Source organism: Serratia sp. 121840015-1, assembly GCF_053627655.1.
Map to the genome: position 1 here is coordinate 175,770 of NZ_JBSEYF010000004.1, position 25,332 is coordinate 201,101.

The window sequence follows — 25,332 nt, forward strand, 5'->3', positions numbered from 1 at the left end:
TCTCTCAATACCTGCCGATGAAAATTTGATGATAAGGCAATCACCTTGTCATAGTGAAGGGTAAGACCGTGAATTTGCGTGCAAAGTTCAGTAAAGGTAATGCGAAGGAAGGTCAATAAGGCACAAAGGGGGAATAAACCCGCGGGTGGCCCCGCGGGCGAAGAAGGAATATCAGTCGCGGCGAGCGCTTTGGCCGCGCAGCAGGCCGGAGGCCCCTTCAGAATAGTCGCGCGGCATTTCCACCGGCGCCTGATCGTTGTCCGCTTCCGCTTCGGTCAGGCGATAGCGGAACGGATTCTCCTGCATCGGCAGATCCGGCAGCAGGTTGTTGGAGCTTTTCGCCATATGCTGATACAGCTGGCGATAATCGCGAGCCATGTTGTCCAGCAGCTCGGCGCTGCGGGCGAAGTGGCCGACCAGCTCCTGGCGGTACTCTTCCAGCTCGGTTTTGCTCTTGTCCAGCTCGTTCTGCAGGACTTGTTGTTGACGTAATTTACGGTTGCCAAAACGCATCGCCACCGCTCCAATCACGATACCGACGACCAAACCAATCAGCGCATACTCCCAGGTCATGATGACTCCTATTTTGACTTCGTTGTTCCGCAGGGATTTTTCACTTAATAATATCCACTATAACCGTTAACCTTGTCCGAGTGGAATCCTGATGCGCTTCCACCCAGTGTTTACAGGGTTTTCAACGGCGCCCGCAGCGGGCATTTGTGGCGATAACGGTGCGAATCGGCATCAACTTGCCGCTAACGTTGGCTAAATAATTTCTAAGCGTTCTTAGGGAACATCGAACAGATGCAGGCACTATCACCGTTATCTCGCTACCAGCAGGCGCTGGACGCGGGGGAATATCAGGCCGATGAGGTTCAACGCCGGGCCGTCGCCCAACTGGATCGCATTTATCAGGCTCTGTTGCAAAAGCCCGTGGCGAGCGCGCCTGCGGGCGGGCTACGCGGCAAGCTCAGCCGTTTGTTGGGCAAGGGCGGCGAAACGGCGCCGCAGCGTCCGGTGCAGGGGCTGTATATGTGGGGCGGCGTCGGGCGCGGCAAAACCTGGTTGATGGACATGTTCTTCCACAGCCTGCCGGGCGATCGCAAAATGCGTCTGCACTTCCACCGCTTCATGCTGCGGGTGCATGAAGAGCTGACCGAACTGCAAGGGCGGGAAAACCCGCTGGAAATCGTCGCTGACGGCTTCAAGGCTGAGACCGATGTGTTGTGCTTCGACGAATTCTTCGTGTCCGACATCACCGACGCCATGCTGCTGGCCACGCTGCTGCAGGCGCTGTTCGCCCGCGGCATCACGCTGGTGGCCACGTCGAACATCCCGCCGGACGATCTGTACCGCAACGGCCTGCAGCGGGCGCGTTTCCTGCCGGCAATCGATCTGATCAATGAGTACTGCGACGTGATGAACGTCGATGCCGGCATCGACTATCGTCTGCGCACCCTGACCCAGGCGCACCTCTACCTGACGCCGCTGAACGACCAGACGCGCGCGACCCTGGATCGGATGTTCGTCAAGCTGGCGGGCAAGGCGGGGGAGGACGCGCCGGTGCTGCAGATCAACCATCGGCCGCTGCAGGCGATCCGTTCGGTGGACGGCGTGCTGGCGGTGGATTTCCACACGCTGTGCGAAGAGGCGCGCAGCCAGCTGGACTACATTGCGCTGTCGCGGCTGTATCACAGCGTGATCCTGTATAATGTGCAGGTGATGGGGCCGCTGAAAGAGAATACCGCGCGCCGCTTCCTGGCGCTGGTGGACGAATTCTACGAGCGACACGTCAAGCTGGTGATCGGCGCCGAGGCGTCGATGTTCGAGATCTACCAGGGGGAGAGGCTGAAGTTCGAGTACCAGCGCTGCCTGTCGCGCCTGCAGGAAATGCAGAGCGAAGAGTACCTCAAGCTGCCGCATCTGCCCTGAGTCCGCCGGGCCTATCGCCGGTTGCCTGCCGCCGGCGATAAATTTATTTTCCATTCAAAAACCGTTCGATCTTTGTGAGCGACTTCTCTATAATCTTGCGACCCCACGTTACAACAAAGTTTTTTTTCCCAAAAACTTTATAGTGCCGGCAATGGCTATTCGAAGGGGTAGGTTTGCTGGACTTGTATGGTCGTGTGAGCCTCAACTGTTTTCGAGCGTTTGGGTGTTCACCAACGTGTAACTAATTATTGGGTAAGCTTTCTAATGAAAACTTTTACAGCTAAACCAGAAACCGTAAAACGCGACTGGTACGTTGTTGATGCAGATGGTAAAACTTTAGGCCGTCTCGCTACTGAACTGGCTCGTCGCCTGCGCGGCAAGCATAAAGCGGAATACACCCCGCACGTGGATACCGGTGATTACATCATCGTTCTGAACGCTGACAAAGTTGCTGTAACCGGCAACAAGCGTACAGACAAAGTGTACTACCACCACACCGGCCACATCGGTGGTATCAAGCAAGCGACCTTTGAAGAGATGATTGCCCGCCGTCCTGAGCGCGTGATTGAAATCGCGGTTAAAGGCATGCTGCCAAAGGGCCCGCTGGGTCGTGCTATGTTCCGTAAACTGAAGGTTTACGCGGGCACCGAGCACAATCACGCGGCACAGCAACCGCAAGTTCTGGACATTTAATCGGGATTAATGGCAATGGCTGAAAATCAATACTACGGCACTGGTCGCCGCAAAAGCTCCGCCGCTCGCGTCTTCATCAAGCCGGGCAACGGTAACATCGTTATCAACCAGCGCAGCCTGGAACAGTACTTCGGTCGCGAAACTGCCCGCATGGTAGTTCGTCAGCCGCTGGAGCTGGTCGACATGGTTGGCAAACTGGACCTGTACATCACCGTTAAAGGTGGTGGTATCTCCGGTCAAGCTGGCGCTATCCGTCACGGTATCACCCGTGCACTGATGGAGTACGATGAGACTCTGCGTTCTGAACTGCGTAAAGCTGGCTTCGTCACCCGTGACGCTCGTCAGGTTGAACGTAAGAAAGTCGGCCTGCGTAAAGCACGTCGTCGTCCGCAGTTCTCCAAGCGTTAATTTTCGCTGCTTCGGCAGTGCGATTTACGCAAAAAACCCGGTGCTTCACCGGGTTTTTTTATGCCTGAAATCCGCCGTCCCCGACTAAAATCTGTGGCAGATCAGACAATTCAACATGAATTCACCGCACCGTCCCCACAAAACAAGCAAAATCTGGTAAACTATCACCCACTTTTGCGCCTGTTCGCCGTGCAGTTGACCTCCTGGGCCGGTTTTTCATGGGCTCGGGTCGCGCTGCGTGCTGCCGGCCTGCGGCAAGATTATTCAGGATAGCAGCCTGTCAGTTGGCTATTCGCAGTATTTTCTAGATAACTTGGAGGTTTTCATGGCTGTCGCTGCCAACAAACGTTCGGTAATGACGCTGTTCTCTGGCCCGACCGACATTTTTAGCCATCAAGTACGTATCGTACTGGCGGAGAAAGGTGTCAGCGTCGAGATCGAGCAGGTCGAAATGGATAACCTGCCGCAAGATCTGATTGACCTCAACCCTTACCAGACGGTGCCTACGCTGGTCGATCGCGAACTGACCCTGTATGAATCCCGCATCATCATGGAATACCTGGATGAGCGTTTCCCGCACCCGCCGCTGATGCCGGTTTACCCGGTTGCCCGTGGCGAGAGCCGTCTGATGATGCTGCGCATCGAGAAGAACTGGTACTCGCTGATGGACAAGATCGAGAAGAGCAGCGGTCAGGAAGCGGAGTCCGCCCGTCGTCAGCTGCGTGAAGAGCTGCTGGCGATCGCACCGATCTTCGGCCAGGCGCCGTATTTCATGAGCGAAGAGTTCAGCCTGGTGGATTGCTATCTGGCGCCGCTGCTGTGGCGTCTGCCGCAGCTGGGCATTGAATTGAGCGGTGCCGGCTCCAAAGAGCTGAAAGGCTACATGACCCGCGTCTTCGAACGCGACGCTTTCCTGGCGTCGCTGACCGAAGCCGAGCGTGAAATGCGCCTGCAAACCCGGGGCTAAGCGCGATGGACATGTCTCAGATGACGCCGCGTCGCCCGTATCTGCTGCGGGCGTTTTATGACTGGCTGCTGGATAACCAGCTGACGCCGCACCTGGTGGTCGACGTGACTCGCCCGGACGTGCAGGTGCCGATGGAGTTCGCGCGTGACGGCCAGATCGTGCTGAATATCGCGCCGCGCGCGGTAGGCAACCTGGCGTTGGGCAATGAAGACGTGCAGTTCAACGCGCGCTTCGGCGGCGTGCCGCGTCAGGTTTCGGTGCCGATGGCCGCCGTGCTGGCGATCTATGCGCGTGAAAACGGCGCCGGCACGATGTTCGAACCGGAAGCCGCCTACGACGAGAGCGAAGGCGTGTTCGAAGGCCTGGACAATGAGACGATCCCTTCGGAAACCCTGATGTCGGTGATCGACGGCGATCGCCCGGATACCGCGGAAGACAACGGCCCGGACGACGAGCCGCCGCAGCCGCCGCGCGGTGGCCGCCCGGCGCTGCGCGTGGTGAAGTAATCCCTGCGCGAACAAACGAAAAAGCACCCTATGGGGTGCTTTTTTTTTGCCCGGCAGAAGCGGATCAGCCTTTCAAGGCGGCAATGCAGGCATCGCGCGGTGCGCTGAGATCGCCTACGCGCACGGTGGACAAGGCGCGGGTTGCGCGCTGGCGGAAACTGGTGATGGCGGTGTCGCCTTGCACTTCCGGCGGCGCGGTGCAAATGTCATTGAGCGGCAGATCGTTGCCTTTGTTGAGCGCCTGCAACACCGCCGCCGGATTGTAAATCAGGGCGGCGGAGAGCGCCGATTTGATGCCGGCGGTGAAGCCGGCATTGCCGCCGCCGGCCAGCTTGGGCGCCAGGGCAATCCAGCTGTCGTCCCCCAGCCGGATGCTGTTTTCCACGGCGCTGAACTGCCCGGCCTTGCCCAACTGTGCCACGACCGGCCGCGCGCCGCGCGCTTCGATATTGTAACCGACCTCCTGCGAATCCAGCGCCATGGCTGAAGCGCTGAAACTGACGGCCAGCACTGCGCCGGCCAACAGGGAAATGGAGCATTTCATGTTCGCTATCCTTATCTCGGTGTCAGGCGCAGCCGCGCCCCGCAATGGTGCTAACTCAATACTATAGCGCGTTGACGCGGTGAGGTGAGGGGAGGTTGTTACAAAGCGTGGCAGGCTAAAAACAGAGGCCCGGCAATGTGCCGGGCCTCTGGCGGTACGGAAGGTTTACACTTCCAGGTAGTTCATGATGCCGTCTGCCGCCTTGCGGCCTTCGGCGATCGCCGTCACCACCAGGTCGGAACCGCGCACCGCGTCGCCGCCGGCGAAGATTTTCGGGTTGCTGGTCTGGAACGCGTTGTCGCTGCCTTCCGGCGCCAGGATGCGGCCCTGTTTATCGAGCTGCACGTCGTGCGCCGCCAGCCAGTCCATACGGTGCGGGCGGAAGCCGAATGCCATCACCACCGCGTCGGCGTCGATCACGTGTTCGGAACCCGGCACCTGCTCCGCCGCCTGACGGCCGTTGGCATCCGGTGCGCCCAGCTGGGTGCGTACCATCTTCACCCCGGCCACGCGGCCGGCGCTGTTCAGCTCGATGCTCAGCGGCTGCAGGTTAAACTGGAAATCTACCCCTTCTTCCCGGGCGTTCTTCACTTCGCGCTTGGAACCCGGCATGTTGGCTTCGTCGCGGCGGTAGGCGCAGGTGACCTGCGTCGCGCCCTGGCGCACCGAGGTACGCACGCAGTCCATGGCGGTATCGCCGCCGCCCAGCACCACCACGCGCTTGCCTTCCATGCTGACGTAAGGCTCGTGCTGCTCGGTTTCATAGCCCATCAGCTGCTTGGTGTTGGCGATCAGGAACGGCAGCGCATCGTACACGCCCTGCGCTTCCTCGTTCTCCAGGCCACCGCGCATCGACTGATAGGTGCCGACGCCGAGGAATACCGCATCGTACTCGTTCAGCAAGGTCTCCATGCTGATGTCTTTGCCCACTTCGGTGTTCAGCTGGAACTCGATGCCCATCTCACTGAAGATGCTGCGGCGTTTGACCATCACTTCCTTTTCCAGCTTGAAGGCCGGGATGCCGAAGGTCAGCAGGCCGCCGATCTCCGGATGACGGTCATATACCACCGCCTTGACGCCGTTGCGGGTCAATACGTCGGCGCAGGCCAGCCCGGCAGGGCCGGCACCGACGATCGCCACGCGCTTGCCGGTCGGCTGCACGTGCGACATGTCCGGCTTCCAGCCCATTTCGATGGCCTTATCGCTGATGTAGCGTTCGATATTGCCGATGGTGACCGCACCGAACTCGTCGTTCAGGGTGCAGGAGCCTTCGCACAGGCGATCCTGCGGGCACACGCGGCCGCACACTTCCGGCAGGCTGTTGGTCTGATGCGCCAGGTCCGCCGCTTCCATGATGCGGCCTTCGTTGGCCAGCTTCAGCCAGTTCGGGATGTAGTTGTGCACCGGGCACTTCCACTCGCAATACGGGTTGCCGCAGGACAGACAGCGGTCCGCCTGGGCCTTGGCCTGGGTTTCCGAAAACGGTTCGTAGATCTCGACGAACTCGATTTTGCGGATCTTCAGCGGTTTCTTTGGCGGATCAACACGCTGCAGGTCGATAAATTGGTAAACGTTCTGGCTCATTAATGACCTACCTCTTACTGCGCCTGCACCCGCAGCTCGGCTGCGGAACGGCTACGGTGACCCAACAGCGCTTTGACATCGCTGGACTTCGGTTTGACCAGGGCGAACTTCGGTGCCCACTCCGGCCAGTTGGCCAGGATCTCTTCCGCGCGGGAAGAGCCGGTCGCCTGCACGTGTTCGGTGATCAGGCCGCGCAGGTGCTCCTCATGGATCGCCAGCTGATCGACATCCAGCACTTCCACCAGCTCCGGGTTCACGCGCTTGCGGAACTCGCCGTCTTCGTCCAGCACGTAGGCGAAACCGCCGGTCATGCCCGCACCGAAGTTGATGCCGGTTTTACCCAGCACGCAGACGATGCCGCCGGTCATGTATTCGCAGCCGTTGTCGCCGATGCCTTCCACCACGGTGATGGCGCCGGAGTTGCGCACCGCGAAGCGTTCGCCCGCGCGGCCGGCGGCGAACAGCTTGCCGCCGGTAGCGCCGTACAGGCAGGTGTTGCCGACGATGCTGGCTTCATGGCTGCGGAAGGCGGAGCCGATCGGCGGACGCACCGCGATGCTGCCGCCGGCCATGCCTTTGCCGACATAGTCGTTGGCGTCGCCGGTCAGGGTCAGCTCGACCCCGCCGGCGTTCCAGACGCCGAAGCTCTGCCCGGCGGTGCCGGAGAAGTGCGCCTTGATCGGATCGGCCGCCATGCCCTGATCGCCGTGCACGTCGGCGATAGCGCCGGACAGCATGGCGCCCACGGAGCGGTCGGTGTTGCGAATGTCGAAGTAGAAGGTTTTACCCTGCTTCGCTTCGATGTACGGTTGCGCCTGCGCCAGCAGTTCTTTGTTCAGCAGGCCCTTGTCGAACGCCGGGTTGCTGCTTTCGGTGCAGTACACCGCTTTACCCGGATGCGGCGTGGCGGTTTTCAGCAGCGGCGACAGATCCAGCTTGTTCTGCTTGGCAGAGATGCCGTCCAGCTCGGTCAGGAACTCGGTGCGGCCGATCAGATCCACCAGTTGACTCACGCCCAGCTGCGCCATGATCTCGCGGGTTTCACGCGCGATAAACTGGAAGTAATTCGTCACGCGTTCCGGCAGGCCGTGGTAGTGATCGCGGCGCAGCTTGTCGTCCTGAGTCGCGACGCCGGTCGCGCAGTTGTTGAGGTGGCAGATGCGCAGGTATTTACAGCCCAGCGCCACCATCGGCCCGGTGCCGAAGCCGAAGCTTTCCGCGCCCAGGATCGCCGCTTTGACGATGTCCACGCCGGTTTTCAGGCCGCCGTCCACCTGCAGGCGGATCTTGTGGCGTAGGCCGTTGGCCACCAGCGCCTGCTGGGTTTCCACCAGGCCCAGCTCCCACGGACAGCCGGCGTATTTCACCGAGGACAGCGGGCTGGCGCCGGTGCCGCCGTCGTAACCGGCGATGGTGATGAGATCGGCATAGGCCTTCGCCACGCCAGTGGCGATGGTGCCGACGCCCGGTTCGGACACCAGTTTCACCGAGATCACCGCCTTCGGGTTGACCTGCTTCAGGTCGAAGATCAGCTGCGCCAGATCTTCGATCGAGTAGATGTCGTGGTGCGGCGGCGGAGAGATCAGGGTCACGCCCGGCACCGAGTAACGCAGTCTGGCGATGTACGGAGTGACTTTGTCGCCCGGCAGCTGGCCGCCTTCGCCCGGCTTGGCGCCCTGCGCCACCTTAATCTGGATCACGTCGGCGTTCACCAGGTAGGCCGGCGTCACGCCGAAGCGGCCGGAAGCCACCTGTTTGATGCGCGACACCTTGTTGGTGCGGTAGCGCGCCGGATCTTCGCCGCCTTCGCCGGAGTTGGAGAAGCCGCCGAGGCCGTTCATGGCGATCGCCAGCGACTCGTGCGCTTCCGGGCTCAGTGCGCCGATCGACATCGCCGCGGTGTCGAAGCGTTTGAACAGCGACTCCGCCGGTTCAACCTGATCGACCGGGATCGGTTCGCCTTTCGGCGTGATGGCCAGCAGATCGCGCAGCATGGCGACCGGCCGCTCGTTCACCAGCTTGGCGTAGGCCTGATAGTCACTGTATTCCCCGCTGTGCACCGCTTTTTGCAGCGAGTTCACCACGTCCGGGTTGTAGGCGTGGTATTCGCCGCCGTGCACGAACTTCAGCAGGCCGCCTTGCTCCAGCGGCTTGCGTTTCAGCCAGGCGCGCTTGGAAAGGTTCTGCAGATCCTGCTGGAAATCGCTGAAGCTGGCGCCGCCGATGCGGCTGACCACGCCCTGGAAGCACAGATCCGCCAGATCGCGGTGCAGGCCGACCGCTTCGAACAGCTTGGAGCAGCGGTAAGAGGCGATGGTCGAGATGCCCATTTTGGACATGATCTTGTACAGGCCTTTGTTGATGCCGTTGCGGTAGTTCAGCATCACGTCGCGGTATTTCTTGTCGATCGCCTGGCTGTCCACCAGCTTGGCCAGGGTTTCATAGGCCAGGTACGGGTAGATGGCGGTCGCGCCGAAGCCGAGCAGCACGGCGAAGTGGTGCGGATCGCGGGCGCTGGCGGTTTCAACGATCAGGTTGGCGTCGCAGCGCAGGCTTTTCTCCACCAGGCGGGTTTGCACGGCGCCCACCGCCATCGGAGCCGGTACCGGCAGGCGGCCGGGCGCGATGGCGCGGTCGGACAGCACCAACAGCACCGCACCTTCGCGCACCTTGCGTTCCGCTTCGTCGCACAGGGCGCGAATGGTCTGCTCCAGATCCTGCTGCTGCGGATCGAAGGTCAGATCGAGGGTCTCGGCGCGATAGTATTCGCCTTCCAGCGTGGTGAGCTGTTTGAAATCGGAGTACAGCAGGATCGGCGATTTGAAGCTCAGGCGGTGCGCCTGGCCTTCGGCTTCGCAGAACACGTTCATTTCACGGCCGATGCTGGTGGCCAGCGACATGACGTGCGCTTCGCGCAGCGGATCGATCGGCGGGTTGGTGACCTGCGCGAACTGCTGGCGGAAATAGTCGTAAACGATGCGCGGCCGGCTGGAGAGCACGGCGAACGGGGTATCGTCGCCCATCGAGCCGGTGGCTTCCTGGCCAATCTCGCCCAGCACGCGGATCACCTGATCCAGCTCTTCGCTGCTGTAGCCGAACTGTTTCTGGTAGGTTTCGAGCTGCGCGTCGTCGAGCTCGCGGCTGCCGACCTGATCGTCCGGCAGATCTTCGAACGGCACCAGACGTTTGACGTTTTTCTCCATCCACTCTTTATACGGATGGCGGCTTTTCAGATCGTTGTCGGTTTCCGCCGAGTGCAGGATGCGGCCGCTGCGGGTGTCGATCACCATCAGCTCGCCGGGGCCGACGCGGCCTTTTTCCACCACTTCGTCCGGCTGGTAATCCCAGATGCCGACTTCGGAGGCGCAGGTGATCAGCTTGTCTTTGGTGATCACATAGCGCGCCGGGCGCAGGCCGTTGCGATCGAGGTTACAGGCGGCGTAGCGGCCGTCGGACATCACGATGCCGGCCGGGCCGTCCCACGGCTCCATGTGCATCGAGTTGAAGTCGAAGAAGGCGCGCAGATCGCCGTCCATGTCCGGGTTATTCTGCCAGGCCGGCGGCACCAGCAGGCGCATGGCGCGGATGAGATCCATCCCGCCCGCCAGCAGCAGCTCCAGCATGTTGTCCAGCGAGCTGGAATCGGAGCCGGTTTCGTTGACGAACGGCGCGGCGGCTTGCAGATCCGGGATCAGCGGCGTTTGGAATTTGTAGGTACGGGCACGCGCCCACTGGCGGTTGCCGGTGATGGTGTTGATTTCGCCGTTGTGCGCCAGGTAGCGGAACGGCTGCGCCAGCGGCCAGCGCGGCACGGTGTTGGTGGAGAAGCGCTGGTGGAACAGGCAAATGGCCGACTCCAGGCGCAGGTCCGCCAGATCGAGATAGAAGCGCGGCAGATCCGCAGGCATGCAAAGGCCTTTATAGATCGTCACCAGGTTGGAGAAGCTGCAGACGTAGAAGCTGTTGTCCTGCACGCGTTTCTCGATGCGGCGGCGCGCCACGAACAGGCGGCGCTCCATATCGCGCGGGCGCCAGCCGGCCGGGGCGTTAACGAAGATTTGCTCGATGCGCGGCAGGGAGGAGAGGGCGATTTCACCCAGCACGTCCGGGTTGGTCGGCACTTCACGCCAGCCGACGATCGACAGCGTTTCGTTTTGCAGCTCTTCTTCCACGATGCGGCGGCTGAGGCGCGCTTCCTCTTCATTCTGGCTGAGGAACATCATGCCGACGGCGTAGTTCTTGGCCAAACGCCAGCCGCGCTCTTCCGCCACCATGCGGAAGAAGCGATCGGGTTTTTGCAGCAACAGGCCGCAGCCGTCGCCGGTCTTGCCGTCGGCCAGGATTGCGCCGCGGTGTTGCATGCGGGCCAGCGCGTGAATGGCGGTGCGAACCACCTTGTGGCTAGGTTCGCCTTCTATGTGGGCGATCAGGCCGAAACCACAGTTGTCCCTCTCTTGGGATTTATCGTACAACATATCAGTGAACCTCCCCAGGCTCTGCGTGACTCTCACAACCTACTGCGAGGGGGCTTCCCAATTTCAGGCAGAAGTCCAATCAGCAAGTTAACCCCGCTAATCTGCTTTTCCGCCCTCCATCAATGGCCTCTCGTGACGGTCTCACAAGTGGTATAGGACTTGTTTTAAGAGGGAGTCTTCAATTACTGCATAAATATGACGAGACGTTTGCCCGTCCAGAAAGCTTCCAGCGGACTTCCAACTTAGCGAGAAAGAATTCGCAGGTCAAATGTGGGCTTAAGATAGATTCTTATCGAATTGATGATGTTTATTTATTTGAAAAATAAGTATTTTAATGTGTTTTTGCACTATCGTGGGGCAACGCCGATCCCCACAGAAGTGTGAGCTGTCTCACTATAGTGCAACCCCTTAATCTCTGCACCATGCTAGTGCGGGGGTTAATGGCAGAATTTTATTCTATAAGATATTTCTTTGTTGATGTTTGTCACTGTTTTTCACCGCATTGTCATATTGCCGTTAACGGTTGCGCGACGATTAGAATAATTCATCAGAATTATAGTGAATTGATTTGCATTTATGATGAATAGTTATGCCTGGTGGCGCCTTGCGGGGAAAGCGTTGATCTCTGTCATCGCGGGAAAAGCCGTTTCTTATTAGCATCGCGGCTTTGAACACAGAGAATCACCAAGATTATGCAGTTGCCGCAATTAGTCAATATGTTTGGCGCAGATCTCCAGCGCCGCTATGGCGAAAAGATCCATAAACTCACGCTGCACGGCGGATTCAGCTGCCCTAACCGCGACGGCACGTTGGGGCGCGGCGGCTGTACGTTTTGCAACGTCGCTTCGTTTGCCGATGAGGCGATGCAGCGGCAAAGTATCGCCGAACAGCTGGCGCAGCAGGCCGCGCGGGTCAACCGGGCGCGGCGCTATCTGGCCTATTTCCAGGCCTATACCAGCACCTATGCGGAGGTCGAATTGTTGGCGTCGATGTATCGGCAGGCGTTGGCGCAGAGTGAGATGGTCGGCCTGTGCGTCGGCACCCGGCCGGACTGCGTGCCGCCCGCCGCATTGGATCTGCTGACGGGGTATCGCGAGGAGGGTTATGAAGTGTGGCTGGAGCTGGGGCTGCAGACAGCGCACGATAAAACGCTCAAACGCATCAACCGCGGCCATGATTTCCGCTGCTATCAGCAGACCGCGCAACGGGCCCGGCAGCGCGGGCTGAAGGTGTGCTGCCATCTGATCGTCGGGCTGCCGGGAGAAACCCAGCGCGATCATCTGCTCACGCTGCAGCGGGTGGTGGAGTCCGGCGTGGATGGCATCAAGCTGCATCCGCTGCACGTCGTCACTGGCAGTACCCTGGCCCGCGCGTGGCGAGCCGGGCGTTTGCCCGAACTGGCGCTGGAGGACTACGCCGTCAGCGCCGGGGAGATGATCCGCCACACGCCTGGCGAGGTGGTGTATCACCGCCTGTCCGCCAGCGCCCGTCGGCCCACGCTGCTGGCGCCGCTGTGGTGCGAAAACCGCTGGAGCGGCATGCAGGCGGTGGGCGCTTATCTGCAGCAATACGGCGGGCAGGGCAGCGCGCTGGATGAAAAGCGGCGCTACCGCCCTGGAATGCCGCTCTGAAGTGCAATCTTTGCCACACTTCGGCGTTTGCCGCCTTATCTCACCGCTGTTTTACGGTATGATTCAAAAGATTGTGTCTGATGGGAGCCGCTATGAAGCAAATCCGGGTGTTGGCCCAGTACTACGTCGATTTAATGGTGAAACTGGGGTTGGTGCGCTTCTCGCTGCTGCTGGCCTCGGCGCTGGTGGTGCTGGCGATGGTGGTGCAGATGGCTGTGACCATGTTGCTGCGCGGCGAAGTGGAAAGCATCGACGTGGTGCGTTCGATCTTCTTCGGCCTGTTGATCACCCCGTGGGCGGTCTACTTCCTCTCGGTGGTGGTGGAGCAGCTGGAGGAGTCGCGCCAGCGGCTGGCGCGGCTGGTGGACAAGCTGGAGGAAATGCGCCACCGCGATCTGGAGCTCAATCAGCAGCTTAAGGACAATATCAGCCAGCTGAACCAGGAGATCGCTGACCGTATCAAGGCGGAAGAAGAGCGCCTGCAGGTGATGGACAAGCTGACGGAAGAGATGGAACAGCGTGAACTGGCGCAGATTGAGCTGGGCCAGCAATCGGCGCTGCTGCGTTCCTTCCTCGATGCCTCGCCGGATCTGGTCTACTACCGCAACGAAGACAAAGAATTTTCCGGCTGCAACCGCGCGATGGAGCTGCTGACCGGCAAGAGCGAGAAGCAGCTGATTGGCCTGACGCCGTTCGACGTCTACGGCCAGGAGATCGCCGAAAAGGTCATTGAGACCGACGAGAAGGTGTTCCGCCACAACGTCTCGCTGACCTACGAACAGTGGCTGGTGTATCCCGATGGCCGCAAGGCCTGTTTCGAGCTGCGCAAGGTCCCGTTTTATGACCGGGTGGGCAAACGCCACGGGCTGATGGGCTTCGGCCGCGATATTACCGAGCGTAAGCGCTACCAGGACGCGCTGGAGAACGCCAGCAGGGAGAAGACCACCTTTATCTCTACGATCAGCCACGAGCTGCGTACGCCGCTTAACGGCATCGTTGGCCTGAGCCGTATCCTGCTCGATACCGAGCTGAACGACGAGCAGCTGAAATACCTGAAGACCATTCACGTCAGCGCCATCACCCTCGGCAATATCTTCAACGACATTATCGAAATGGATAAGCTCGAGCGGCGCAAGGTGCAGCTCGACAACCAGCCGGTGGACTTCACCGGCTTCCTGGCGGATCTAGAGAACCTCTCCGGCCTGTTGGCGCAGCCGAAAGGGCTGCAGTTCATCATGGAGCCGCAGACGCCGCTGCCGCAGCAGATCGTGACCGACGGTACGCGCCTGCGGCAGATTTTGTGGAACCTGATCGGCAACGCGGTGAAATTCACCCAGCAGGGGCAAATCGTGGTGCGCGTGCGGCGCGAGGCGCAGGAGAAGCTGGTGTTCGAGGTGGAAGACTCGGGCATGGGCATCCCGCAGGACGAGCAGGACAAGATCTTCGCCATGTATTACCAGGTGAAAGATCAGCGCGGCGGCCGCCCGGCCACCGGCACCGGCATCGGGCTGGCGGTCTCCAAGCGACTGGCGCAGAGCATGGGTGGCGACATCACCGTACGCAGCGAACAAGGGCACGGTTCTTGCTTCACCCTGACCATTCAGGCGCCGGCGGTGCAGGAAGCCGCCAGCGCGGCGCCGGAGGAAGAGGAGCTGCCGTTGCCGGCGCTGCACATCCTGCTGGTGGAGGATATCGAGCTGAACGTGATCGTGGCGCGTTCGGTGCTGGAAAAGCTGGGCAACAGCGTCGAGGTGGCGATGAACGGCCACGACGCGCTGGCGATGTTCGACCCGGACGAGTTCGATCTGGTGCTGCTGGACATTCAGCTGCCGGACATGACCGGGCTGGACATCGCCCGGGTACTGCGCGAGCGCTACGCCGGGCAGGCGCTGCCGCCGCTGGTGGCCCTGACCGCCAACGTGCTGAAAGACAAAAAAGAGTACCTCGAGGCGGGCATGGACGATGTGCTGAGCAAGCCGCTGTCGGTGCCGGCGTTGACCCAGGTCATCAAACACTATTGGGATCATCAACCTTCTCACACTTCAAAGAAAACGGAGCACAAGGCGATGCAGATTAATGAGTCGTTACTCGATACCGCGATGCTGGAACAGTACATGGACCTGGTTGGCCCGCAGCTGATCCACCAAAGCCTGGAGATGTTCGAACAGATGATGCCGGGCTATCTGGCGGTGCTGGATTCCAACATGACGGCGCGCGATCAGAAAGGCATCACCGAGGAAGGGCACAAGATCAAAGGCGCCGCCGGTTCGGTCGGTCTGCGCCACCTGCAGCAGCTGGCGCAACAGATTCAAACGCCGACGCTGCCGGCCTGGTGGGATAACGTGCAGGATTGGGTGGATGAGTTGAAGCAAGAGTGGCGCAACGACGTGCAGGTACTGCGGGCTTGGGTAGAGAACGCTGAAAAAAAATGACCCCGACCTAAGCCGGGGTGCGCGAATATTGCGCCAACACCAGGGAAATTGTGAACCTGCGTATTGGTTTCAGTGTTCTGGTCGAGCAGGTTGTAGCGAATTCCTAAACATCATACAGCCAACAACATAGCAAATGTAAGCGCTCTTGTTAGAAGATTCATTAAAATGTGTGATGTAGATTAGTGTTTGTCAACTCCGAGCACGAACCAGTTGACAGCAGCGACAGGAGTAAGAGTGATGAAAAAGGTGGGTGTCGTCCTCAGCGGCAGCGGTGTTTATGACGGTACGGAGATCCATGAAGCGGTGCTGACGCTGCTGGCGTTGGACCGTGCCGGCGCGCAGGCGGTGTGCTTTGCGCCCGATAAACCACAATGTCATGTTATTAATCACTTATCAGGTGAGGAGATGACGGAGTCGCGCAATGTTCTGATCGAGTCGGCGCGCATTGCCCGCGGCGTGGTGCAGCCGCTGGCGCTGGCGGAGGCCGCGCAGCTGGATGCGCTGATCGTGCCCGGCGGCTTCGGCGCCGCCAAGAACCTCAGCAATTTCGCCGAAGCCGGCGCGGAATGTTGGGTCGATGAGGATTTGGCGCGTCTGACGCGCGAGATGCATAAGGCCGGCAAACCAATTGGCCTGATGTGCATCGCGCCGGCGCTGTTGCCGAAACTGCTGGATCAACAAGCGCGGCTGACCATTGGCAACGATCCGGACCTGGGAGAAGTGATTGACGCCATGGGCGGCGAGCCGGTGATTTGTCCGGTAGACGATATCGTGGTGGACAGCGAACACAAAGTCGTGACCACGCCGGCCTATATGCTGGCGCCGTCGATCGCGCGGGCGGCCCTCGGTATCGATAAGCTGGTGGCGCGGGTACTGGAAATGGCTGAATGAGAAAATCGCTCGGCGGATGGCGGCGACTGCGCCCGTGGTATTGGCTGAAGCGCGGGGTCATCGCGATTCTCGGCCTGTGGGTGTTGGGCATTGTGGCCTTTGCCTTCCTGCCGGTGCCGTTTTCCGCCGTGATGGTGGAGCGGCAAGTCAGCGCCTGGCTGAGCGGCGACTTTGGCTACGTCGCCCATTCGGATTGGGTGTCGATGGACGACATCTCGCCGCAGATGACGCTGGCGGTGATGGCGGCGGAGGATCAGAAGTTTCCAGACCATTGGGGCTTCGACGTGGCGGCCATTGAAAAGGCGCTCAGCCACAACGAGAAGCGCCCGACGCGCATCCGCGGCGCGTCCACGCTGTCGCAGCAAACCGCCAAGAACCTGTTTCTGTGGGATGGCCGCAGCTGGCTACGCAAAGGGCTTGAGGCCGGATTGACGTCGGGCATCGAGCTGGTGTGGACCAAGCGGCGCATTCTGACGGTGTATCTGAACATCGTCGAGTTCGGCGACGGGGTGTTTGGCGTTGAAGAGGCTTCACAACGCTTTTTCCATAAGCCGGCCAAACGGCTAAGCGCGGCGGAAGCGGCGCTGTTGGCGGCGGTATTGCCGAATCCGCATCGCTTCAGGGCCGATGCGCCTTCCGGCTATGTGATACAGCGACAGCAGTGGATCATGCGCCAGATGCGGCAGCTGGGCGGGGAAGCGTTTTTAAGCGAGAACAAGCTGGATTAAACGGGCGGGAGCAGCACGGTGCCGCTCCCGCCAGAACGGATTACTTCACATAGGTAAAGGCGGTGGTGACGTGCTTCACGCCGCTCACCTGGCTGGCGATCTGCGCCGCCGACTGCCCTTCCTGTTGGGTGACCAGGCCCAGCAAGAACACTTCGCCGTTTTCGGTGGTGACCTTCACGTTGGATGATTTCACCGTATCGCTGGTGAGCAGCTGCGAACGCACCTTGGTGGTGATCCAGGTGTCGGAGGACGCGGTGCTCAGGCTGACCGGCGTGCCCTGACGGATTTCGTTATACACTTCGGTCGTGCCTTCCACGCCCATGGCGATCTGCTTGGCGCGCGCGGTGAGATCGGCGTTAGGCGACTGGCCGGTCAACAGCACTTTGCCCTGATAGGCGGTGGCGACCACCCGGGCGTCTTTCTTCAACTGCTGGTCTTTGCTCAGAGCGCTTTCGACCCTGGCTTCCAGCGTGCCGTCATCCACCTGGGTTCCGACGCTGCGCGGGTCGGTGGCGGTTTTGGTCGCGACGGCTGCACTGCCGACGACGACGCCGGCAATACAGCCTTGCAACAGCAGGGCGCTGGACAGCACTGCAAATGTGGCTTTTAGCTTCATCTCAGTTCCTTAATCGTCCTGGTGGGGGAATAACGTATTGTCTATCAGATCGCACAGGCAGTTTACGGTCAGCATATGCATTTCCTGAATGCGCGAGCTGCGGTGCGACGGGATGCGGATCTCGACATCCTGCTGGCCGAGCAGCCCGGCCAGCTCGCCGCCGTCGTAGCCGGTGAGCGCGACGATGGTCATATCGCGCGTGACGGCCGCCTCGACCGCTTTCACAATATCACGGCTGTTGCCGCGGGTGGAAATCGCCAGCAGCACGTCGCCGGTGTGCCCGAGCGCGCGCACCTGCTTGGCGTACACTTCGTCGTGCAGCCGATCGTTGCTGATCGCCGTCAGCACCACGTTGTCGGCGTTGAGGGCGATGGCCGGCAGGCTGGGGCGCTCGGTTTCAAAACGGTTGATCATGCTGGCGGCGAAGTGCTGCGCGTTGGCCGCCGAGGTGCCGTTGCCGCAGCACAGGATTTTGTTGCCGTTGAGTAAGGATTGAACCAGCGTCATCGCAGCGCGGGAAATGGCGTCCGGCAATGCTTCCGCCGCCGCGATCTGGGTTTGGATGCTTTCGGTAAAACAGACTTTAATTCTATCCAGCACGTTGTATTAATCCACTAAGTCAAAGGGCCGGTCTGCGCCGCAAAACCCCGATTAATCCGCATTGAAGGCGTTGGGTATCCATTCTAACTGGCTACCGGTAATGGCCAAAACATCAAAACGGCAAGATGATGTGTCAAAACTGGCTCCGCGCCCCGCCAGCCAGACGGCGGCGGCATGCAGCAACCGCTGTTGTTTGCGAAAGGTGACGCTGGCGGCCGCGCCGCCGAAGGCGTCGTTGCGGCGGTAGCGCACTTCGACGAACACCCAGGTGGCGCCGTCGCGCATGATGAGGTCGAGCTCACCGCCGCGCACCGCGACGTTGGCGGCGCAGAAGGTGAGCCCGGCGTGTTCCAGGTGACGGCGGGCCAGTAACTCATAGCCCGCCCCTGAGGCGCGTGGGTTCAAGAGACCGGAACGACCGTACCCTGACGGTATTGCAGCCAAGGCAGTTTGCGGTTGATCACGCAGTTCGGCGACGCGCTCAGCGTACCGGTGGTGCCGGAAACCTGGAAGCCCGGCAGCTGGCGCATTTCAGCAAAGTGGTTGGCCAATGTCCAGGCATCCATCCCCATCGCATACAGGCGCACCAGCGAGTAGTCGTTGCGGAAGCGCGCGCTGGCCTGTTGCAACAGCTGAGGGTTTGAACCGGCCAGCAGCGGGATGTCGCTGAACTGCAGGCCTTCCATTTCCAGGCGGAAGTCCGGGCCGGCACCGGCCTGATAGCTGCGCGAGCTGGCGTACATCGCCGGCTTGCCGCGCGAGCTGGTGGCCATGTCGATCATCGGTTTGATCAGCGTCAGCTGAGACTGGGTGGCGACGATATACACCGCGTCGACGCTACCGCCGGTCGCGGCGGGCACGTCGCTCGGCGGCGCAGGAATGGTCAATCCGGCGATGGTCACGCTCTGCGGCGCCGGGGCGCTCGATATCGGCGTGCCGGTCATGCGGATGCCGCCGCTGTTGACCATCTGGCGCAGTTCGCCGGCAGAGCCGATGTCCTGACGCAGCACGGTTTGCCCGCCTTGCTTCTGCCATTCCTGGTTAAAGGCCTTGGCGACGCGATCGCCGAAGGCGCCGCGCGGCACCAGCAGCAGCGGTTGACGCTTCTGCTGTTCCCAGATGTGGCGGGCGGCGTCGCGCGCTTCATCTTCCGGCGACAGGGCGAAGTAACAGATGTTCAGATTGTCCTTCGGCGTTTCCGGCTGGTTGAGCGCCAGCACGTTCAGCGTGGTGGTGCTGGCGGACAACTGATCGACGTTCTCTTTCAGCAGCGGCCCGACCACCAGGGTGGCGCCATCCTGCTGCGCCTGGCTCAGCAAGGCGGCCAACGGCTGGCTGGTGGTATCGTACACTTTGACCTGTGCGTTAGCGGCCTGCAGCGGCGTTATCGGCGCACTGGACGGCGCCGCCGGTTGCGCGGCGGTCACGGCAGGCTGGCTCTCTTGCGCCGAAGGGCTGACCGCGCCGTTGGCGTTGATGTCACCCGTGGCGGCCTGATCGGTCGGCGCCGTTTGGGCCGGTGCGCTAGCCGGTTGCGCGGCTTGAGGCTGCGGTGCCGGCATGGAACCGCCGTTTTTCGCCGCTTCGAAGCCTTGCTGGATGGCGTCGGCGAACACTTTCGCCTGGCCGTTCAACGGCAGCAGCAGGGCGATTTTCGAGGTGGAGGCCTGGGTGAAGTTCAGCACCTGGTTCAGGCGAGCGGGCAGCGTTTTGGCCGCCGGGTTCTTCGGATAACGGTTCTGCCAGTCTTTGATGCCGGCCTTCAGCAGATCGGGATCCTGCTTGTTGTCCTGATAGACGCGCAGCAGATCCAGCCAGCCTTGCAGCACGTTCTCGTCGGCGTTGATCACCAGGCTGTTCATCTCCTGCGGCGTCAGCTGCAGCAGCGCCTGCCAGGTCTGATCCAGGTTGTCCTGGTGCGGTTTGCCGGTCAGCAACGGCTCCTGAGCGATATAGGCGCGGATCAAGGGCAGCGACGCTTTGCCCTGATTGGCGGCAATCTGCGCCTGGTAGTAGCGCACCTTCTGATTCGGCGACAGCGAAGCGCTGTCCAGATGGCCCAGCGTGCTGCGGGCGCTGACGTAGCTCTTGTTGGCGATCTGCAGTTCGGCGGTCAGCAACTGGCGTTCAGTCTGCTGCGCACCGCTGAGGTTTTTCGGCAGTTGATTCAACTGGTCGCCGGCCTGCGGCAGTTTTCCTTCACGCAGCAAGGCGCGAATAGCAAGTAATTGCCAGTCAGCCTTGTTATCATCGCTGCTTTGCTGCAACTGCTGCAGGTAGTAATCGGAGCTGGCGTTCGCTTCGTCCTGTATATTGGCGGGCGGCGTTTGCGGGGCCCGACTTGGACAGCCTGCCAGGAAAAGGGCGGCCGCGATGACTGCGGTAAGTCGGACAGGCTTGGAACGCCCTGCTTTGGTACGAACGAATGTTGAGGAAAGCATACTGTATCCAGTGATGTTTTTTTCAAGATGCTCAATATTAAATCGGCAACCCGGATGAAACAATGAATCAACACCAACAATCAGTCATTTCTGCATCAACGCTGTATGTGGTGCCCACCCCTATCGGCAATCTGGGCGATATCACTCACCGTGCGTTAGAGGTACTGAAAAGCGTTGATCTGATCGCGGCGGAAGACACGCGCCATACCGGATTGCTGCTGCAACACTTCGCGATCAACGCGCGTCTGTTCGCGCTGCATGACCACAACGAACAGCAAAAGGCCGATCAGCTGCTGGCGAAACTGCAGGAAGGCCAGAGCATCGCGCTGGTGTCCGACGCCGGCACGCCGCTGATCAACGATCCCGGTTATCACCTGGTGCGCCGCTGCCGCGAGGCCGGCATTCGCGTGGTGCCTCTGCCGGGCGCCTGCGCCGCCACCACCGCGCTGTGCGCTGCGGGCGTCGCTTCCGACCGCTTCTGCTATGAAGGCTTCCTGCCGGCGAAAACCAAGGGGCGCAAGGATACGCTGATGGCGCTGGCGGAGGAACCGCGCACGCTGATTTTCTACGAATCCACTCACCGCCTGCTGGAAAGCCTGCAGGACATGGTCACCGTCTGGGGCCCGCAGCGCTATGTGGTGCTGGCGCGCGAGCTGACCAAAACCTGGGAATCTATCCACGGTGCGCCGGTGGGCGAACTGCTGGCGTGGGTGCAGGAAGATGAAGTGCGCCGCCGCGGCGAGATGGTGCTGATCGTCGAAGGCCACAAGGCGCAGGAGGATGCGTTGCCGCTCGAGGCGCTGCGCACGCTGGCGCTGCTGCAAAAAGAGCTGCCGCTGAAAAAGGCGGCGGCGCTGGCGGCGGAAATCCACGGCGTGAAGAAAAATGCGCTGTATAAGCACGCGCTGGAGCAACAACAGCCGTAAAGCGGTTGACCTGTCGCCGCCGCGACGCTACTATCCGCGCCGGAGTTGACCAGACAGTCGCCGCTTCATTGCCGTCCTCTTCGGGGAGACAGATGGAGGGGAGGAAAGTCCGGGCTCCATAGGGCAGGGTGCCAGGTAACGCCTGGGAGGCGCAAGCCTACGACTAGTGCAACAGAGAGCAAACCGCCGATGGCCCGCGCAAGCGGGATCAGGTAAGGGTGAAAGGGTGCGGTAAGAGCGCACCGCGCGGCTGGCAACAGTTCGTGGCACGGTAAACTCCACCCGGAGCAAGGCCAAATAGGGGTTCACATGGTACGGCCCGTACTGAACCCGGGTAGGCTGCTTGAGCCAGTGAGCGATTGCTGGCCTAGAGGAATGACTGTCCACGACAGAACCCGGCTTACCGGTCAACTCCCTCGACAAAAGAAAACCCCGCGCAACGCAAGTTGCGCGGGGTTTTTCGTTTTCCGGCCGGCTTACACCGGCAGGTCAATCAGCAGCGCGCGCAGCGGGGTCTCGGCGCGGATCGTCAGGCGATTCTCCTCGCGTACGAAGGCGCCGTCGCCGCAGGTCAGGCGCTGCGCTTCGTGGCGTTCGCCGGTGGCGGCGATGGTGCCGTGAATCGACTGCAAATAGGCGCGCGGCCCGTTAATCGTCAGCGTTTGCTCTTCGCCCGGCTGCAGATCGAGATGGTGGATCCAGACCTGCTGGCGCAGCTGCAGGCTGCCCTGCGCGCCGTCCGGTGAGGCCAGCAGCAGGTTGCCCGCCGTCGGCAGCGTTAGGCGCTGCACCCGCTCGTTGTTGCGTTCCGGGCAGGCGTCCAGCCACAGCTGCAGGCGGGTCAGCGGCGTATCGCTGCTGACGTTCTGTTCGCTGTAGCTCAGGCCTGGCTGGGTGGCCAGCAGCAGCGCTTCGCCGGCTTTGGCGCGCGCGGCGTTGCCGTCGCTGTCGCGGTATTCCGCCTCGCCCTGCAGGATCAGGTTCAGGATATCCACGCTGGGATAGGTGCGCGGCTGGAACGACGCGCCCGGCGCCAGTACCTCCTGATTCAGCACCCGCAGCGACGCATAGCCCATCAGTTTGGGATCGAAGTAGTGACCAAAGGAAAAAGTGTAGCGAGCCTGCAGCCAACCAAAGTCAGCTTGCCCGCATTGTTGTGCTGTTCTGCATGTAATCATGGCAATCGGCTCTCTAAATTCATTATCCAAATGGTAAGCATCTGGACGTCGGATTGTTAGCCAGTTAATCTGGTCGGCATATTCAAATTTCCTGACAGAGGGATGTGATGGCCAGAGATCGGGCGCTCACGCTTGAGGCGCTGAGAGTGATGGACGCGATCGACCGCCGCGGCAGCTTCGCCGCGGCCGCCGACGAATTGGGCCGGGTGCCGTCGGCGCTCAGCTACACCATGCAAAAATTGGAAGAAGAATTGGACGTGGTGCTGTTCGACCGTTCGGGCCACCGCACCAAGTTCACCAACGTAGGGCGCATGTTGCTGGAGCGCGGGCGGGTGCTGCTGGAAGCGGCCGACAAGCTGACCACCGACGCCGAGGCGCTGGCGCGCGGTTGGGAAACCCACCTGACTATCGTCAGCGAAGCGCTGTCGCCGCCAAGCCTGCTGTTTCCGCTGGTGGACAAGCTGGCGCTGAAGGCCAACACCCAGGTGTCGATTTTCACCGAGGTGCTGGCGGGCGCCTGGGAACGGCTGGAGCAGGGGCGCGCCGACATCGTGATCGCGCCGGACATGCATTTTCGCGCGTCGTCGGAGATCAACACCCGCAAACTGTACAAGGTAATGAGCGTTTACGTCGCCGCGCCGGATCATCCTATCCACCAGGAGCCGGAGCCGTTGTCCGAGGTGACCCGCGTGAAGTACCGCGGCATCGCGGTGGCGGATACCGCCCGCGAGCGCCCGGTGTTGACCGTGCAGCTGCTGGATAAGCAGCAGCGTCTGACGGTGAGCACCATCGAAGACAAGCGTCTGGCGCTGCTGGCCGGGCTGGGGGTGGCGACCATGCCGTATCCGATGGTGGAGAAAGACATCGAGGCCGGGCGGCTGCGCGTGGTGGGGCCGGAATACAGCCGCGAAGCCGATATCATCATGGCCTGGCGACGCGACAGCATGGGGGAGGCGAAAGCCTGGTTCCTGCGCGAAATTCCGCGCCTGTTCGCGCAGCGTTAACGTCGGTGGGATGACATCCCCTTGCCGGGCGGCAAGGGGATTTTTTTGTCTTAGCCGAAGAGCCGATCGCGGCCGTGCGGCTCGTCCAGATCCTGCGCCGGCCCGATGGAAATGATGCCGTGCGGGTTGATGGTGGCGTGGCTGCGGTAGTAGTGGTTGCGAATGTGCGGCAGGCTGACCGTGTCGGCAATGCCCGGCATCTGGTAGATGTCGCGCAGGAAACCGTACAGGTTCAGGTAGTCGCTGATGCGGTGTTTATCGCACTTGAAGTGGGTGACGTACACCGGATCGAAGCGCACCAGCGTGGTCCACAGACGCAGGTCGGCTTCGGTCAGCCGATCGCCGGTCAGGTAGCGGTGCTGCCCCAGGATCTGCTCCAGGCGCTCCAGCGCGTTGAAGACCCCGTTGACCGCTTCGTCATACGCTTCCTGGCTGGTGGCGAAACCGGCCTTGTACACGCCGTTGTTCACCTGATCGTAAATCCAACCGTTCAGCTCATCGATTTTGCCGCGCAGCTCGGCCGGGTAGTAATCGCCCGCGCGGGCCCCCACGCCGTCAAACGCGCTGTTGAACATGCGGATGATGTCGGCGGATTCGTTGCTGACGATGGTTTGCCGCTGTTTATCCCACAGTACCGGCACGGTCACGCGCCCGCTGTAGTGCGGATCGGCCTGCAGGTAGATCTGATACAGGAAGTCGGCGTGATACAACGGATCGCCGGTGGTTTCAGGAAAATCCTGGCCGAAGGTCCAGCCGTTTTTCAGCATCAGCGGGTGCACTACCGAGACCGGAATGATCTGCTCCAGCCCTTTCAGTTTGCGCATCAGCAGCGTGCGGTGCGCCCAGGGGCAGGCGAGAGAAACATACAGGTGATAACGGCCCGCTTCGGCCTGGAAGCCGCCTGCGCCGTGTTCGCCCGGCTGACCGTCGGCGGTCACCCAATTGCGAAACTGAGCGGTTGAACGTTTGAAACGGCCGCCGGTAGATTTCGTGTCATACCAGATGTCTTGCCAAACGCCATCGACGAGTTGTCCCATGGGAATCTCCTTGGTGTCCGAGTGAAAAGCGACAGGGCCCGGCATGCCGGGCCCTGAATGACAGTTTAGATTACCATTTCTTGTTCAGAAGACGGTCGATGCTGAAGCCGCCCGGGCCTGCAACCGCCAACACGATGAAGCCGCCGGCGATGGTCAGGTTTTTCATGAACATCAGCTGGTTTACGCCTTCCGCAAAGTCAGTGTGGAACAGCAGCGCGGTCAGAATGGTGAAGCCGGCAGTGAACAGCGCTACGGTGCGGGTCAGGAAACCGAACAGGATCGCCAGACCGCCGCCAAATTCCAGCAGGATGGTCAGCGGCAGCAAGAAGCCAGGCACGCCCATCGATTGCATGTACTGTTGGGTACCGGCATAAGCGTCACCCATTTTGCCGTAGCCTGCCACGATAAACAGGATTGGCATCAGAATACGAGCAACCAGCAAACCTGTATCTTCTAATTTTTTCATCATCTACTCCAAAGTGTTTTTGTGCGCCTGTTCGGCGGTAGTCATATCAACGGGCGGTATATCGGGTCTCTCACCCTGTCCGGCCCATATCGTATTGATGGAGTGAATGTTAAGCGGGAAGTGCTCAGGTTGTTAGCAAGTAAAACTGTCGTAATTTTTCAAAAAATCTGAATCTTTAGCGTGCTAATAAACTGACGCTGGTCAGCAGGTTGCCCGGCCCTCGGGATAAGCAGCGCTGTTTTAGGGGGAAAACGAGGGCGGAGCAACAGGATG

22 protein-coding genes and 1 other RNA gene are annotated in these 25,332 nt (G+C 60.8%); 12 read left to right on the forward strand and 11 right to left on the reverse strand.

Features of this window, described 5'->3' with window-relative positions:
• Positions 1–171: 171 nt before the first annotated feature.
• Positions 172–573: a Z-ring associated protein ZapG gene (gene zapG, locus ACUXAC_RS19030; RefSeq protein WP_004937074.1), complete on the reverse strand. Its 402-nt coding sequence runs from the start codon at positions 571–573 to the stop codon at positions 172–174.
• Between the two features lie 231 nt (positions 574–804).
• Between zapG and zapE the strand changes: the two genes are divergently transcribed.
• From zapE to sspB, 5 genes are all read left to right on the forward strand, one after another.
• Complete coding sequence (gene zapE / locus ACUXAC_RS19035) at positions 805–1,932, forward strand: cell division protein ZapE (protein ID WP_084827502.1); 1,128 nt, start codon at positions 805–807, stop codon at positions 1,930–1,932.
• 264 nt (positions 1,933–2,196) lie between these two features.
• On the forward strand, positions 2,197–2,625 hold the full coding sequence (gene rplM, locus ACUXAC_RS19040) for a 50S ribosomal protein L13 (RefSeq protein ID WP_004937079.1): 429 nt from the start codon (positions 2,197–2,199) through the stop codon (positions 2,623–2,625).
• A gap of 15 nt (positions 2,626–2,640) precedes the next feature.
• On the forward strand, positions 2,641–3,033 hold the full coding sequence (rpsI, locus tag ACUXAC_RS19045) for a 30S ribosomal protein S9 (RefSeq protein ID WP_004937080.1): 393 nt from the start codon (positions 2,641–2,643) through the stop codon (positions 3,031–3,033).
• Positions 3,034–3,358: 325 nt separating this feature from the next.
• Positions 3,359–4,000 (forward strand): stringent starvation protein SspA, encoded by a 642-nt coding sequence (sspA, locus tag ACUXAC_RS19050; RefSeq protein ID WP_004937082.1) that lies wholly within the window; start codon positions 3,359–3,361, stop codon positions 3,998–4,000.
• Positions 4,001–4,005: 5 nt separating this feature from the next.
• A complete protein-coding gene (gene sspB, locus ACUXAC_RS19055) occupies positions 4,006–4,506 on the forward strand; it encodes a ClpXP protease specificity-enhancing factor (RefSeq protein ID WP_004937084.1) in 501 nt (166 codons plus the stop codon).
• Between the two features lie 64 nt (positions 4,507–4,570).
• Here sspB and ACUXAC_RS19060 read toward each other — a convergent pair whose 3' ends face one another.
• From ACUXAC_RS19060 to gltB, 3 genes are all read right to left on the reverse strand, one after another.
• Positions 4,571–5,050, reverse strand: a complete 480-nt coding sequence (locus tag ACUXAC_RS19060; protein ID WP_084827503.1) for a hypothetical protein — start codon at positions 5,048–5,050, stop codon at positions 4,571–4,573.
• A gap of 165 nt (positions 5,051–5,215) precedes the next feature.
• Positions 5,216–6,634, reverse strand: coding sequence for a glutamate synthase small subunit (locus tag ACUXAC_RS19065; protein ID WP_454266826.1), 1,419 nt, complete (start codon positions 6,632–6,634; stop codon positions 5,216–5,218).
• Between the two features lie 14 nt (positions 6,635–6,648).
• Positions 6,649–11,109 (reverse strand): glutamate synthase large subunit, encoded by a 4,461-nt coding sequence (gltB, locus tag ACUXAC_RS19070; protein ID WP_084827504.1) that lies wholly within the window; start codon positions 11,107–11,109, stop codon positions 6,649–6,651.
• Positions 11,110–11,801: 692 nt separating this feature from the next.
• Between gltB and ACUXAC_RS19075 the strand changes: the two genes are divergently transcribed.
• From ACUXAC_RS19075 to mtgA, 4 genes are all read left to right on the forward strand, one after another.
• On the forward strand, positions 11,802–12,740 hold the full coding sequence (locus tag ACUXAC_RS19075) for a TIGR01212 family radical SAM protein (protein WP_060424679.1): 939 nt from the start codon (positions 11,802–11,804) through the stop codon (positions 12,738–12,740).
• 92 nt (positions 12,741–12,832) lie between these two features.
• Positions 12,833–15,172, forward strand: a complete 2,340-nt coding sequence (gene arcB, locus ACUXAC_RS19080) for an aerobic respiration two-component sensor histidine kinase ArcB (protein ID WP_087763593.1) — start codon at positions 12,833–12,835, stop codon at positions 15,170–15,172.
• A 237-nt stretch (positions 15,173–15,409) separates the two neighbouring features.
• A complete protein-coding gene (gene elbB / locus ACUXAC_RS19085) occupies positions 15,410–16,063 on the forward strand; it encodes an isoprenoid biosynthesis glyoxalase ElbB (protein ID WP_187321788.1) in 654 nt (217 codons plus the stop codon).
• A complete protein-coding gene (gene mtgA, locus ACUXAC_RS19090; protein WP_187321787.1) occupies positions 16,060–16,791 on the forward strand; it encodes a monofunctional biosynthetic peptidoglycan transglycosylase in 732 nt (243 codons plus the stop codon). Before elbB ends, mtgA begins: the two co-directional genes overlap by 4 nt.
• A 40-nt stretch (positions 16,792–16,831) precedes the next feature.
• On the opposite strand, the gene dolP is transcribed toward mtgA, so the two are convergent.
• The 4 genes from dolP to ACUXAC_RS19110 are packed head-to-tail and all read right to left on the reverse strand — an operon-like array spanning position 16,832 to position 20,448.
• The gene (gene dolP / locus ACUXAC_RS19095; protein ID WP_004937101.1) at positions 16,832–17,407 is read right to left on the reverse strand and encodes a division/outer membrane stress-associated lipid-binding lipoprotein; all 576 of its coding nucleotides are present in this window, start codon (positions 17,405–17,407) and stop codon (positions 16,832–16,834) included.
• 9 nt (positions 17,408–17,416) lie between these two features.
• A complete protein-coding gene (diaA, locus tag ACUXAC_RS19100) occupies positions 17,417–18,007 on the reverse strand; it encodes a DnaA initiator-associating protein DiaA (protein WP_004937103.1) in 591 nt (196 codons plus the stop codon).
• 51 nt (positions 18,008–18,058) lie between these two features.
• Complete coding sequence (locus ACUXAC_RS19105; protein ID WP_094300729.1) at positions 18,059–18,412, reverse strand: YraN family protein; 354 nt, start codon at positions 18,410–18,412, stop codon at positions 18,059–18,061.
• Positions 18,409–20,448 carry a penicillin-binding protein activator gene (locus ACUXAC_RS19110; protein ID WP_308342916.1) on the reverse strand — a complete coding sequence of 680 codons (2,040 nt, stop codon included), beginning with the start codon at positions 20,446–20,448 and terminating at the stop codon, positions 18,409–18,411. Before ACUXAC_RS19110 ends, ACUXAC_RS19105 begins: the two co-directional genes overlap by 4 nt.
• Positions 20,449–20,510: 62 nt before the next feature.
• On the opposite strand from ACUXAC_RS19110, the gene rsmI reads away from it, so the two are divergent.
• Both rsmI and rnpB read left to right on the forward strand, forming a co-directional pair.
• Entirely contained in the window at positions 20,511–21,374 is an 864-nt protein-coding gene (gene rsmI, locus ACUXAC_RS19115; RefSeq protein ID WP_004937108.1) for a 16S rRNA (cytidine(1402)-2'-O)-methyltransferase, read from the forward strand.
• Between the two features lie 41 nt (positions 21,375–21,415).
• An RNA gene (gene rnpB / locus ACUXAC_RS19120) (RNase P RNA component class A) lies at positions 21,416–21,793 on the forward strand.
• Between the two features lie 57 nt (positions 21,794–21,850).
• On the opposite strand, the gene ACUXAC_RS19125 is transcribed toward rnpB, so the two are convergent.
• Positions 21,851–22,552, reverse strand: a complete 702-nt coding sequence (locus tag ACUXAC_RS19125) for a pirin family protein (RefSeq protein WP_049273683.1) — start codon at positions 22,550–22,552, stop codon at positions 21,851–21,853.
• A gap of 107 nt (positions 22,553–22,659) precedes the next feature.
• Between ACUXAC_RS19125 and ACUXAC_RS19130 the strand changes: the two genes are divergently transcribed.
• Entirely contained in the window at positions 22,660–23,556 is an 897-nt protein-coding gene (locus ACUXAC_RS19130) for a LysR family transcriptional regulator (RefSeq protein ID WP_004937113.1), read from the forward strand.
• A gap of 50 nt (positions 23,557–23,606) precedes the next feature.
• Here ACUXAC_RS19130 and ACUXAC_RS19135 read toward each other — a convergent pair whose 3' ends face one another.
• Complete coding sequence (locus tag ACUXAC_RS19135) at positions 23,607–24,593, reverse strand: glutathione S-transferase family protein (protein WP_060424696.1); 987 nt, start codon at positions 24,591–24,593, stop codon at positions 23,607–23,609.
• A gap of 70 nt (positions 24,594–24,663) precedes the next feature.
• Positions 24,664–25,059, reverse strand: coding sequence for a DoxX family protein (locus ACUXAC_RS19140; protein ID WP_004937119.1), 396 nt, complete (start codon positions 25,057–25,059; stop codon positions 24,664–24,666).
• Positions 25,060–25,332: the final 273 nt, after the last annotated feature.